This window comes from uncultured Corynebacterium sp. (assembly GCF_937999985.1).
In the GTDB taxonomy this organism is placed as follows: Bacteria; Actinomycetota; Actinomycetes; order Mycobacteriales; family Mycobacteriaceae; genus Corynebacterium.
In genome coordinates, this window is record NZ_CALLDG010000006.1 from 1 (window position 1) to 12,408 (window position 12,408).

The window sequence follows — 12,408 nt, forward strand, 5'->3', positions numbered from 1 at the left end:
GAGCCACTGCACCCAGCCAGGCGGTGAACCGGCGGGGTGCGGCGCGGAAAGAGCTGCGGGGGGAAGGCACGGTGGGCGGGGCGTGGGCTGGTGGGCGGCGCTACTCGCCGTCTTGGTGGCCTTGGCCGGTGCCGGCCTGGCCGCTTTGATCGCCCATGCTGACAGGCTGCACCGACAGGTACTCGACTTCCCCGGAACAACCCTCCAGGTTCTTCATCGGCACATAGGCGGCCTTGGTCTGCTCCGGTGGGTAGACGCGGAGGCCGTCAGCATCCTGGGGCTTGCACTCCTGCGGATCCAGGGCGCCGACCTGGGTGATCTTTACGGGCGCGATGGCCGATGCGCCGGGGTCGAGTTTTACGTCCTTGCTGGGCACGTCCTTCTCCCGCTGCGCGGGCTTGCCCAGCTGGGTGCCGTTATGGTTTGCGACCATGGATACGCCCGGGAAGCCACGCATCGAGCACGGCTTGGAGGAAGTGTTCTTAAAAACGACGTTGACCAGCGTGGAACCGGCTGCACCCTGCGAGTCGGCGGTGGTGATCTCTAGATCATTGGTGGCACACATGCCGCCCTTGCCCACGGAGCCGTCTTCGGCCTTGCTGTTGGCCGCGCCGGTGCTGGCAGTGCTGTGATCAGAGAGGGACTGGGCAGAGCTTTCGTCTGCGGATTCCTGAGTAGACGCTGCGTTGGAGGGGGTGGTTTCCTCGTCGTCGCAGGCGGTCAGAGTGAGTGAACCACCGGCGAGTAGCAGGGCGGCTGCACCCGCGGCCAGGGCGGAGCGGGGAGCGTGGGATCGGGAGTTAACCGGACGACGGCGAAGGCTCTTCATGGATAACACTGTAAACACAAGGTATCTATGTGGCCAATGAGATTGGCGTTTTGTTACCGAATGGTGAGCGGAAAGTGATGTAGCCGTATCCGGGGAGGGTAGTGCTGAGGGGGTGTAGCCGTATGTAAAGTTCTTTATGGAAATATCGCTTTCAAATCACCGAATCGCCGGATCGCATTACACTCGGTGGGAAAGAACGTTCTCAACTTCACTGCTAGAGAGGCGAAGAATTAACCATGGGCTTCAACCCTGATTTCGAACCATTCCGTTTGCCCGACGAGTATCTCGCGCTGCGCGAGGCCATCCGCGACCTGGCTGAGCAGCAGATCGCTCCCCACGCCAAGGACGTTGACGAAGAAGAGCGCTTCCCGCAGGAGGCCCTAGAGGCTCTGAACGCCGCGGGCTTCAACGCTATCCACGTTCCGGAGGAGTACGGCGGCCAGGGTGGCGACTCCCTCGCAGCAGTCATCGTCATCGAAGAGGTTGCCCGGGTCTGTGGTTCTTCCTCCCTCATCCCGGCCGTGAACAAGCTGGGCACCATGGGCCTGATCCTGCAGGGCTCCGAGGAGTTGAAGAAGGAAGTGTTGCCGGACATTGCTAACGGTGCGATGGCCTCTTACGCGCTCACGGAACGCGAGGCTGGTTCTGACGCCGGTGCGATGAAGACCCGAGCTGTCCGCGATGGAGACGAGTGGGTTATTAACGGCTCCAAGTGCTTCATCACCAACGGTGGTAAGTCCACCTGGTACACCGTGATGGCCGTGACCGATCCGGAGGCTGGTGCACGCGGCATCTCTGCGTTCATGGTGAACAAGGACGACCCGGGCTTCAGCGTTTCCGGTTACGAGCACAAGCTGGGCATCAAGGGTTCCCCCACGGCTGAGCTGCTGTTCGAGGACTGCCGCGTTCCGGCTTCCCGCATGATCGGCGAGGAAGGCACCGGCTTCAAGACCGCTCTGCAGACCCTGGACCACACTCGCCCGACCATCGGCGCGCAGGCGCTGGGCATCGCCCAGGGTGCGTTTGACCAGGCTGTTGCGTATGTGAAGGAGCGCAAGCAGTTCGGCAAGGCTATCGCCGACTTCCAGAACACCCAGTTCATGCTGGCTGACATGAAGATGAAGATCGACGCAGCCCGCCTGATGATCTACACCGCGGCTTCCAACGCGGAGCGTGGCGTGGCTGAGGATGGAGCCAAGCTGGGCCTCATGGCGGCAGGCTCCAAGGCCTTCGCCTCTGACATCGCTATGGAGGTCACGGTGGACGCTGTCCAGCTGCTCGGTGGCTACGGCTTCACCCGAGACTTCCCGCTGGAGCGCATGATGCGCGATGCGAAGATCACCCAGATCTACGAGGGCACCAACCAGATTTGCCGCATGGTGATGGGCCGCCAGATCCTGGCTTAGCGGGCCGCAGCCCGTTCCCAGGGGGGGGGAGGGCTTCCACAAAGTAGCTACAGCGACAAACGGTCCGAGCAGGATTGGAGATAGACGATGGGGTTTGGGGTATTCGAAGATCCTGCGTGAGCATCTGCAGGAATGCCGACCTGACTATGTAGAACGGCCTATGCAATAAGTACCGCGTCCTATCCGTAGCCCCAACGCACGCCCTGGGTGGCCAGCCAATCGGCCACGCTGCCGTGTTCGTGCAGCCCATCCAGCAGCCGCTGGGTGGAATCCAGCGCCCGGCGGGCCTCGTCGGCGGTGATGTAACCCGCCAGGAGTGCTTCGCCCAACTCGTCCAGGTCCAGTACCTGGACTTTCGTTTTTGAAGATGTGCCCGGGACGTAGCTAGAGCTCGCCTGAGCCTGTTCTAGAGAAGGGGACTCGCGGAGGTGCGTCACCACATCCACGTAAATATCGCGGGTGCGCCAGGTTGGTGGGGTGGTGGCGTCATCAATCTCGATGAAGGCGATGTCTATATAGAGGTCCTGCGTGGGCTCGATCCCGTCGAAGAAGTGGAATTTGTTGAGCCGAATGTCCAGGTGGGGGACTAGCCAGGATTCGAGATAATGGAAGCGTGGGTGGCCAGGAGTGGGGCGACGCATGTAGAGCACCGGGTTGGGGTTGGCGGTGCCAGACTGCACAGCCGTGGGCTGGTTGGGGGACAGCTCGTAGGCGTCGACGGCGCGTTCGAAGCCCTTCGGGTCGATATTGATCGCGCGGGAGAGGTCGAAGGTCTCTTGTTTTACTTTGTGCAGGTCAGCCATCGTTTCAGGTGAATGTGGTGAGCGGGTGGGTAAAGGCCGAAGGTATGAAAAAGGCCGCGCAGGAAAGCGCGGCCGAGGGGGCTTGCAGCCCGGAGGTCTAGGCGAAGGCTACTAGACGTGCAGCAGTGCCGCGGTCGGCAGGAAGCTGCAGTTGGAGTTGCCGGACTCCTTCTCGTGAGTGGTCACGCCACCCTCGAGCAGGGCAATGACGGTGCCCTTGCCGGTCTTGGCAACACCGTTGACGGTGGCCGGGCCCTTCGGGTTGATACCGGTGTAGCCCAGCGGAGTGCGGCCCATCTTGCCGGTGTTGATGTTGATCCAGTGGACGTTCATCGCGGTGGTCTGCTTCTTAGCTACCGTGCCGGTGCCCATCGCGGTGAAGACGAAGTTGACCTCGCCGGCGCCGATACCTGGCAGCGGAAGCTTTGCCGGGCCGGGCACGCCCATTGCGGTGCCGACGGCCTTGTTCTTGCCACCGATGCACTTGCCGGAAACGGTCGGCCAGCCGAACTGGGTGAACGCCGGGGCGTTCTCCGGAACGTCAACGCCCGGCTTGCCATCGCCACGGAAGAAGCCAACCAGCTTCTTCAGGGAAGCCTTCACGTTTGGTGGCAGCTGCGGGTTGTTGGCGAAAGCTTCGATCTGATCCAGGACGTGCGGCGCGGGGCGGCCCAGGTGATCGATGGAGCCCTGTACCTGGGCGCCGGCGGTAGTAGGAGCCACCACGGTCGGGACTGCCAGTGCGCAGGCAGTGGTCAGTGCAGCGGCGGCACGGGTCAAGCGTCGAGAGAAAGCCACGGTGAACCTTTCGGGTTTTATTCAGTCATCTCAGGTGCGTTTAAACAGAAGATGGGAACCACACTAGTCACATCTGTCACATTTGTCACGCTAGTAACGTTCGCTAGGAACCTTTTGTAAACAATAACACCTGTCTGCGAGCTTTTCTCAAGGTTTTGGGAAAAACTTCTTCGCGCCCTATGCGTTATTGTGGAGGACTAAAGGAGTAGGCTGTGAAAGGTTCCCCTGAAGTGCCTACGCTGCACAACTAGCTTGAAACCAAGACCTTAAATACCCAAGTAAAGGAAAGTTCGGATCTGTGTCTTTGACTGAATTCCGCAATGTCGCCATCGTCGCGCACGTCGATCACGGCAAGACCACTCTCGTCGACGCCATGCTGCACCAGTCCGGCGCCTTCTCTTCGCACGGCGAAGTTGAAGAGCGCGTGATGGACTCCGGCGACCTGGAACGGGAAAAGGGCATCACGATCCTGGCGAAGAACACTGCCATCCACCGCAAGGGTCTGGGTAAAGAGGGCAGCGACCTGATCATTAACGTGATCGATACGCCCGGCCACGCCGACTTCGGCGGTGAGGTCGAGCGTGCCCTGTCCATGGTGGACGGCGTGGTTCTTCTTGTTGATGCCTCTGAGGGTCCACTGCCGCAGACCCGTTTCGTGCTGGGCAAGGCCCTGGCTGCCAAGATGCCGGTGATCATCTGCGTGAACAAGACCGACCGTCCGGACGCACGCATCGACGAGGTCGTCGAAGAGTCCCAGGACCTGCTGCTGGAGCTGGCCTCCACCCTGGAGGACGACGAGGCTGCAGAGGCCGCCGAACAGCTGCTGGATCTTCCTGTGCTGTACACCTCCGGCCGCGAGGGCAAGGCCTCCACCGAGAACCCGGGCAACGGCAACGTTCCGGACTCCGAGGATCTGCAGCCGCTGTTCGACGTCCTCTATGACGTCCTGCCGGAGCCTTCCGCTGACGTGGATGGCCCGCTGCAGGCGCACGTCACCAACTTGGACTCATCTTCCTTCCTGGGCCGCATTGGCCTGGTGCGCATCCACGCCGGCCGACTGCGCAAGGGGCAGCAGGTCGCCTGGATCCACTACGACGAGGACGGCAAAGAGCACGTCAAGACCGCCAAGGTGGCCGAGCTACTGCGCACCGAGGGCGTGACCCGCGTGCCGGCCGAAGAAATGATCGCTGGCGACATCGCCGCTATCTCCGGCATCGAGGACATCATGATTGGCGATACCCTGGCCGATCCCGAGAACCCGGTTGCCCTGCCTCGCATCACTGTCGACGAGCCCGCGATCTCCATGACCATCGGCGTGAACACCTCCCCGATGGCAGGCCGTGGCGGCGGCGACAAGCTGACCGCCCGCATGGTCAAGGCCCGCCTGGACCAGGAGCTGATCGGTAACGTCTCCCTGCGCGTGCTGCCCACTGAACGCCCGGATGCCTGGGAGGTTCAGGGTCGTGGCGAGATGGCTCTGTCCGTGCTGGTGGAAACCATGCGACGTGAGGGTTTCGAGCTGACCGTCGGTAAGCCGCAGGTGGTTACCCGCACCATCGACGGCACGGTTCACGAGCCCTACGAAAACCTGATCATCGACGTCCCGGAGGAGCACCTCGGTGCCGTCACCCAGCTGCTGGCCGCCCGCAAGGGTCGCATGGAGTCCATGGACAACACTGGCACCGGCTGGGTCCGCATGAAGTTCATCGTTCCGTCTCGTGGACTGATCGGCTTCCGCACCGTCTTTATGACCGAAACCCGTGGTACCGGCATTGCCAACAGTTACTCCGCTGGCTACGAGCCGTGGGCGGGTGAGATCAAGGGTCGCGCTTCCGGCTCCCTGGTTGCCGACCGCTCCGGCCAGATCACGGCCTACGCGCTGATCCAGCTGGCAGACCGCGGAACCTTCTTCGTCGAACCGGGCGCGGAGGCCTACGAGGGCATGGTTGTCGGCGCGAACAACCGCGACGAGGACATGGACATCAACATCACCAAGGAAAAGAAGCTGACCAACATGCGTTCCGCAACCGCGGACGCGACGGTGACCTTGGCCAAGGCCCGCACCCTGACCCTGGAAGAGGCCATGGAGTTCTGTGGCTTCGACGAGTGCGTCGAGGTAACTCCGGAGGTCATCCGCGTTCGCAAGGTGACCCTGAACGCCACCGATCGCGCCCGTGCCCGTTCCCGCGAGAAGCAGCGCAATAACAACTCCTAAAGTTGCCCTTGTTCTCGCTCTTTCCACTGTTTAGCTCGTCGGCGCGCCGTTCCTCCGGCGCACGCCGTCGCGGTTTTTGGGGTGTGACGCCCACCGCCGCGACCGCCCTGACGTCGGCGACACTCGCCTTAACGCTGGCCGCCTGCCAGGCGAATCCGGGCGAGGCTCCGACGGTGGAAGACCCGTCCGCCTCCACCCAAACTCAGCAGCCGCAGCCGGTTGATGAGAGTCTGCGGGAGATCACGGTGGGCGTGGATCGCTTCACCGGCAACCTCAACCCGCACCTGGTGGGCAACCGAAACCCGGTAGTGGCGGCGGTTGCCGACCTGACCCTGCCGAGTGTCTACACAGATGGCTCGATGGGGGAGAACCTCAACGATGATCTGATCAGCGAGGTCAAGCCAAACGATCGGGAGAATCCGACGGAAGTGGTCTATACCCTGCAGTCGGAGGCGCAGTGGTCCGATGGCACGCCCATCACCATCTCCGACTTCCAATACCTGCGCAAAGCGATCGTGGACGAGCCTCTCGCGGAGGCGAAGGGGCTGTACCGCCACATCACCTCCATCGAGCCGGAGAAGAAGGAAAAGAGCTTCAAAGTTACCTTCGATAAGCCGCTGAACACCTGGAAGCGACTGTTCACGCACCTTTTGCCCAGCCACATTTACCGGGCAGAGGGGCGCAGCTTCAGCACGATGATGGACGGCGGCTCCGTCGCTTCTGCGGGGCAGTACTCCGTGAAGTCCGTGGACGAGGGGCGCGGCCTGCTGGAACTGCAGCGCAACGACCGTTACTGGGGTTCGAAGGCGGCTAAGACGGACATCATCCGCTTCACCGCCGTGCCGAACGAATCCACAGGTGCGCAGATGATGCGCACTGAGCAGATCCAGATGTACATGACGCACCGTTCGGCCACCACCGACCTGGCTCTTAACCAGCTGCCCTACACGCAGATGCGCAACACCGCTCGGGGAGTGCAGTTGAACCTGCAGCTCAACCAGGCCAGCCCAGTCTTCTCTGACCAGGAAACCCGCCGCCGGGTACTGGGTGCGATCAACGCGGAGAGGATCGCACGGATCGTCTCCCAGGATCCGGAGGTGGAGGCCCCGCGCTGGAACGCCACCCCGAAGACTGCCGCGGAGATGCCTCGTGACCTGCAGTCCGACCAGCGCCCTGACGGCATCGTCATCGGCGCGGTCACTGATGATCAGGTGGCGGTGGATGCTGCCCGCTCCGTCGTGGACCAGCTGCTGCACGCCGGAATTCCCGCCACCGTGCGCACTGGTAACGCGGGGGAGGTTCTCGGCTCGGCTGTGGAGCAGGGAGAAGTCGATGGCGTGGTGACGTGGCAGCGCAGCCCGCAGGCCACCTTCGACTATGTGGAACAGTACGGTTGCACCACCGCTCCCGAAGAGGAAGACTCCGCAGAGCCGTCTGGCGACGCAGATTCGAAGGACCCGGCTGAGGGTAGCGACAGCGGGGACGAAGGGGCGTCACACCCTAACATCCCCAAGGGCGGCAACCTGAGCGGCACCTGCGACCGCGACCTGGAAGAACTCCTAAGCAAACTCAGCGAAGGCCGCGCCGACCTCAACGACGAGCGAGAAAAGCTGGACGAGCGGATCTCGGAGATCTCCACGGTGCTGCCCATCCTCTCCGACCGTTTCACCGTGGTGACGTCGGACAGGCTCAACGGGCCGACCCCGGGGCTGGAAGACTGGCCGCTGGACAACAGCAGCTCGGTGCTGATCTCGGCGGCACGGTGGACCCTGAGCCCCATCGAGGAAAATAAACGCAACACCGCAGAAAATGCCCTCAAGGAGGATTAACCCGTGACCAGCACCCCCGCCGCAGCGCAGAAGATTACCGTAATGGCGGTGCATGCGCACCCGGACGACGAGACCCTGTGGACAGGGCTGGCGCTGGCCAAGGCTCGAAGGCTGGGCCACGATGTGTCTGTGGTTACCTGCACCCTCGGCGAGGAGGGCGAGGTGATCGGGGAGAAGTACCAAGCTCTTGTGGACGCCCAGCAGTACGAGCACGGCACGGGAATGCTCGGTGGTTACCGCATCGCGGAACTGCAGCGGGCGCTCAGTGCGCTGGGGGTTCAGCACGGGCCGAACCTTCTGGGCGGCTGTGGCGCGTGGCGGGATTCGGGCATGGAGGGCAGCGAGTCCATCCGCCATCCGCGGGCTTTTGCGCGCGAGACGGAGGCAGCACAGAACCTGCTGGATACGCAGGTCGAGCAACTGATCCAGCAGATTCAGCGCATCCGGCCGGAGGTGATCCTGACGTACGCCGCCGACGGTGGGTACGGACATCCGGACCACAAGCAGGCACACCGCGTTGTGCACGAGGCCGTGCGACGGCTGAGTAGCGCGGGAGCGGGCGTGGAAGGCGCTGGAGCGGGCGCAGATGTATTTGTCCCCAGCCAGGTGTTGTGGTGCGTGACGGAGGAAGAGAAGTTTGCCGAGGGGATGCAGGGGCTCGAGGAGGCCCCGGCGGCCGTGCCCGAAGGCTGGACCCTGCCTACTGCAGGGGAGATCGCGACCGTGCCCTCTGTGGAGGTCGATCTGGTGATTCACGGCACCGCAGAGGACGTGGCGGCCAAGCAGGCCGCTATGCGCGCTCACGCCACCCAGATTTGGGTGGCTGATGGCACGGCCTCGGACGTCAATGACCAGGTGCGGGACTCTAACCCGCCGGCGCCCACAGCAACCACCCTGTTCTGCCTGTCGAACCATATTACGCAGCCGCTGCTGGACAGCGAAAGCTATCGTCTAGGTTGGACGGCCCCCGGCGTGCCCGAGGATTTCTTCGCCCGCGCGCTGGGAGAGCAGCTGGCCTGAGACGGCGGGGCGCTTAGGCCCCACACCGCGTGGCCTTGGAGATCCGACCGGTTAGGGCACTAGGATGGAGCGACGTGAACGCGAAGAAGGACGAGCCCAACTGGGGCCACCCCACCAAGAGCCAGGCACGCCAAGATACAACGCGCTCTGAGCGCATTTCCGGCATTGTCTGGCTCTCCATCGGCGCGCTGTTCGGACTGTTCATCAGCGTTCTATACATCGGCTCGCGCATCACGGTGGGGGACACACTGGTGCCGCTGCCATGGACCATCTTGTTTGCGTTCTTCTTCAACCGTGCGGTGACGAAAACCGCGCTTCTGTGGACCGATAGTAAGCTGGTTGCGGGAATTCCCGCGCTCGTGTGGCTGGCCGGCTATTTGCTGGCGGTGATGTGGCCGGAGCTGCCTTTCGGCGAGGCGACGTTAATGCCGCAGACCGTGTGGTCTATGCTGCTGCTTGTGGTCGGTATGGCAGCGGCCGCGTGGCCGCTTCGCCCTCAGTTTTCACTGGAACCGCTGAAGTGACAGAATAGAAGCTCGAAGAGAGCTCTGTGGAGTATGACGAACTTTCCAGAAAGGGTAGGTATTTAGACGATGACCTACACGATTGCGCAGCCCTGTGTAGACGTATTGGACCGCGCTTGCGTAGAAGAGTGCCCCGTTGACTGCATCTACGAGGGTAAGCGCATGCTGTACATCCACCCGGATGAGTGCGTGGACTGCGGCGCCTGCGAGCCGGTCTGCCCGGTTGAGGCCATCTTCTACGAGGATGACGTGCCGGACGAGTGGGAAGAGTACAACGACGCGAACGCGGCGTTCTTCGACGATCTGGGTTCCCCGGGTGGTGCCGCCAAGCTGGGGCCGCAGGACTTCGACGCGGAGCTGATCGCCAACCTGCCGCCGCAGGCTTAGGTTTTATTCGCCTATCTGCTTTTTCTTTATTGACGCCCACACTTGCACCGGTTAGCGCCGGGCGCACTAAGCAGGCGGTATAAAGTACAAGCATGACCTTCAAGCGCACCAAAGTAGCCGACAGACTGCCCGACTTCCCGTGGGACTCGCTTGCCGAAGCTAAGGCCAAGGCGACGAGCCACCCAGATGGGATCGTGGATTTGTCGGTCGGCACTCCTGTAGATCCGGTCTCCCCGGCCATTCAGCTGGCGCTGACGGAATCCGCCGCGGAGCCAGGCTACCCGCAGACGAAGGGCACCCCGGAGCTGCGTGAGGCCATCGTGGGGGCGATGGAGCGCCGCTTCCAGGTGCGGGGCTTAGATGCCGATACCCAGGTGCTGCCGGTGATCGGCACCAAGGAGGCCATCGCCTGGATGCCCACTCTGTTGGGAATCGGCGCGGGCCACACGGTTGTGATCCCGGAGTTGGCTTATCCGACCTACGAGGTCTCTGCTCGCCTGGCCGGGGCCGACGTGCTGCGCAGCGATTCGCTGCTGAAGCTCGGGCCGCAGACTCCGGCGCTGATCTACCTGAACTCCCCGGCGAACCCACACGGCCAGGTACTGGGCGTGGATCACCTGCGCAAGTTCGTGGAGTTCGCCCGGGAACGTGGCACGATCATTGTCTCCGACGAGTGCTACCTGGGCCTGGGGTGGGGCGAGGAGCGCCCCGTCTCGATCCTCGATCCGGAAGTGTGCGAGGGAGACTTCACCAACCTGATTGCGGTGCACTCGCTGTCGAAGACCTCCAACCTGGCTTCTTATCGTGCTGGCTGGCTGGCCGGCGACGGCGAGCTGATTCAGGAGCTGTTAGACATCCGCCGCCACGCGGGTCTGATGAACCCCGGGCCGATCCAGTCCGCGCTGGTGGCCGCGCTGGTGGAGGATGGCCACGAGATTCTGCAGAAGCAGCTGTACCGCCACCGCCGCGACCTGCTGAAGGCTGCCCTGCTGCAGGCTGGCTTCGACATCGAGTACTCCGACGGTGGCCTATACCTGTGGGCCACGCAGGGACGCGACGGTCGCGAGACTGTCGCCGAGCTGGCCGATAAGGGCATCCTCGTTGCTCCGGGTGACTTCTACGGCCCGAAGGGCAAGAACTTTGTCCGCGTGGGCCTCACCGCCACCGACGAGCGAATTGAGGCTGCCGCCCGCCGCTTGACCGGCGAAGATCCCGCAGCCGCCCGGTAGCGGGAGCTCTGAGCCCCCATCCCGGCCTTGCAACGCTGGCGCCCGCCGCCGCGCCATGGCGTATCCGCCGTTAAAGCCATGCTGAGCGGCCGCGTTCCCGACGATGGCCGCACCTACCTGGCCGCCGCCGCGGGCGATTCGCCCTACGCCCCTGGCACCTTTCTGGCTCCGGGGCTAGTTCTTTCGGGTCGGACGCCCACATGGGTCTATCCCGACTTCCCAGAAGAACCCGAAGAGCTGTTGGCGGCGGACATTCCTGTTCTGTACTCCGGTCCGGATGCTGTGGTGGTGGATAAGCCACATGGATTGCCGTCTACGCCCAACGGCAGGCTGTTGCGCGCGACCGCACAATCCCTGATGCGCGTGCGCCTTCAGGAGCTCGAATTGGTGGCAGCCCACCGGTTGGACCGGGGCACCCGCGGCCTTCTGGTGCTCGCGCGCAACCCGGTTACCCGTGGGTTCCTGCAGACCCAATTCCAGCGCCGGGAGGTCTCTAAGACCTACCAGGCGCTGGCCGCGGACATTCCGGAGATTGGGCCGCAGTGGCAGGAGGTGCAGCTGCCGATGCTGAAGATCAAGGACGACCCGCAGGTGAAGGTGGTGGACGGAGAGCGGTCACGGCTGACCGTCACGCGCATCCGGAAGCTCGCCAGCCGTGCTGGTGCGGAAGTCACACCCGCGGAAACCACACGCGCGGGCACTCCCACCGCCGTGTACGAACTACAGCCCCGGACCGGATATACGCATCAGCTGCGGGTACTGATGAATCACCTGGGTGCTCCCATCTACGGTGATGACACGTACCCGGAATACCGTCCCGGGACGGGCCCCCTGTGCTTGCGTGCCGTCGCTATTGAGTTGGCACTGGTGGCGTCATTAAAAAACAGGCAGCGCATTGAAATTGAGCGCTGCCTGGAAAAGCCGTGGTCCCAGTGGGGGAGCTTGGCCTAGTTAGTGCACGCGCCTAGTTGGCGTGCAGAGCCTCGTTGAGTTCGACAGCGGAGGCATTCGCGACGGCCTCGACTGCGCCGGAGACGGAATTACGGCGGAATAGGAGCCCGCTGGCGCCGGAGAGCTCGGAGGCCTTGACGGATTCGCCTGCCTGCTTGCCCAACTGCTTGGCCACCTCGTCGGTCAGAGTCACCTTGGTGCCGAAGGTGATGTACAGGCCGGCCTCGACCGTGACGTCGTCTCCCAGGGAAATGCCCACGCCGGAGTTCGCACCCAGCAGGCAACGCTCGCCGATGGAGATGACCTCCTTGCCACCACCGGACAGGGTGCCCATGACGGAAGCGCCGCCGCCGATGTCGGAGCCGTCGCCCACGACCACGCCACCGGAGATACGCCCCTCGACCATGGAGGAGCCCA

Annotated in this window: 12 protein-coding genes; 8 read left to right on the plus strand and 4 right to left on the minus strand. The window is 63.2% G+C overall.

Annotation, left to right across the window (positions count from 1 at the left end; all coding sequences use genetic code 11):
• Positions 1 to 100 precede the first annotated feature (100 nt).
• Positions 101 to 829: a DUF4232 domain-containing protein gene (locus Q0331_RS00235; protein WP_298073815.1), complete on the minus strand. Its 729-nt coding sequence runs from the start codon at positions 827 to 829 to the stop codon at positions 101 to 103.
• Between the two features lie 236 nt (positions 830 to 1,065).
• On the opposite strand from Q0331_RS00235, the gene Q0331_RS00240 reads away from it, so the two are divergent.
• Positions 1,066 to 2,235, plus strand: coding sequence for an acyl-CoA dehydrogenase family protein (locus tag Q0331_RS00240; RefSeq protein ID WP_034985701.1), 1,170 nt, complete (start codon positions 1,066 to 1,068; stop codon positions 2,233 to 2,235).
• A gap of 179 nt (positions 2,236 to 2,414) precedes the next feature.
• Here Q0331_RS00240 and Q0331_RS00245 read toward each other — a convergent pair whose 3' ends face one another.
• Both Q0331_RS00245 and Q0331_RS00250 read right to left on the minus strand, forming a co-directional pair.
• A complete protein-coding gene (locus Q0331_RS00245) occupies positions 2,415 to 3,038 on the minus strand; it encodes a DUF402 domain-containing protein (RefSeq protein ID WP_298073817.1) in 624 nt (207 codons plus the stop codon).
• Between the two features lie 111 nt (positions 3,039 to 3,149).
• Positions 3,150 to 3,836, minus strand: a complete 687-nt coding sequence (locus Q0331_RS00250; protein ID WP_298073819.1) for a hypothetical protein — start codon at positions 3,834 to 3,836, stop codon at positions 3,150 to 3,152.
• Between the two features lie 298 nt (positions 3,837 to 4,134).
• Between Q0331_RS00250 and typA the strand changes: the two genes are divergently transcribed.
• The 7 genes from typA to Q0331_RS00285 all read left to right on the plus strand — a co-directional run bounded on the left by typA (position 4,135) and on the right by Q0331_RS00285 (position 11,991).
• A complete protein-coding gene (gene typA / locus Q0331_RS00255) occupies positions 4,135 to 6,051 on the plus strand; it encodes a translational GTPase TypA (protein ID WP_298073820.1) in 1,917 nt (638 codons plus the stop codon).
• Positions 6,052 to 6,059: 8 nt separating this feature from the next.
• A complete protein-coding gene (locus tag Q0331_RS00260; RefSeq protein ID WP_298073822.1) occupies positions 6,060 to 7,880 on the plus strand; it encodes an ABC transporter family substrate-binding protein in 1,821 nt (606 codons plus the stop codon).
• 3 nt (positions 7,881 to 7,883) lie between these two features.
• Positions 7,884 to 8,900, plus strand: a complete 1,017-nt coding sequence (gene mshB / locus Q0331_RS00265; protein ID WP_298073824.1) for an N-acetyl-1-D-myo-inositol-2-amino-2-deoxy-alpha-D-glucopyranoside deacetylase — start codon at positions 7,884 to 7,886, stop codon at positions 8,898 to 8,900.
• A gap of 29 nt (positions 8,901 to 8,929) precedes the next feature.
• Positions 8,930 to 9,424 (plus strand): hypothetical protein, encoded by a 495-nt coding sequence (locus tag Q0331_RS00270; protein WP_298073826.1) that lies wholly within the window; start codon positions 8,930 to 8,932, stop codon positions 9,422 to 9,424.
• Positions 9,425 to 9,493: 69 nt separating this feature from the next.
• Complete coding sequence (gene fdxA, locus Q0331_RS00275; RefSeq protein WP_011273859.1) at positions 9,494 to 9,811, plus strand: ferredoxin; 318 nt, start codon at positions 9,494 to 9,496, stop codon at positions 9,809 to 9,811.
• Positions 9,812 to 9,903: 92 nt separating this feature from the next.
• Positions 9,904 to 11,040, plus strand: coding sequence for a succinyldiaminopimelate transaminase (gene dapC, locus Q0331_RS00280; protein WP_298073828.1), 1,137 nt, complete (start codon positions 9,904 to 9,906; stop codon positions 11,038 to 11,040).
• A 78-nt stretch (positions 11,041 to 11,118) separates the two neighbouring features.
• A complete protein-coding gene (locus tag Q0331_RS00285) occupies positions 11,119 to 11,991 on the plus strand; it encodes a pseudouridine synthase (RefSeq protein WP_298073829.1) in 873 nt (290 codons plus the stop codon).
• A gap of 13 nt (positions 11,992 to 12,004) precedes the next feature.
• On the opposite strand, the gene Q0331_RS00290 is transcribed toward Q0331_RS00285, so the two are convergent.
• The coding region (locus Q0331_RS00290) for a DapH/DapD/GlmU-related protein (RefSeq protein WP_298073831.1) at positions 12,005 to 12,408 on the minus strand (404 nt) is incomplete at its 5' end.

Bases quoted from the DNA above. Each gene is read 5' to 3' on its own strand.
- Q0331_RS00245 (WP_298073817.1), bottom strand. From the start codon at position 3,038: ATGGCTGACCTGCACAAAGTAAAACAAGAGACCTTCGACCTCTCCCGC.
- Q0331_RS00285 (WP_298073829.1), top strand. From the start codon at position 11,119: ATGCTGAGCGGCCGCGTTCCCGACGATGGCCGCACCTACCTGGCCGCC.
- Q0331_RS00235 (WP_298073815.1), bottom strand. From the start codon at position 829: ATGAAGAGCCTTCGCCGTCGTCCGGTTAACTCCCGATCCCACGCTCCC.
- fdxA (WP_011273859.1), top strand. From the start codon at position 9,494: ATGACCTACACGATTGCGCAGCCCTGTGTAGACGTATTGGACCGCGCT.
- Q0331_RS00240 (WP_034985701.1), top strand. From the start codon at position 1,066: ATGGGCTTCAACCCTGATTTCGAACCATTCCGTTTGCCCGACGAGTAT.
- dapC (WP_298073828.1), top strand. From the start codon at position 9,904: ATGACCTTCAAGCGCACCAAAGTAGCCGACAGACTGCCCGACTTCCCG.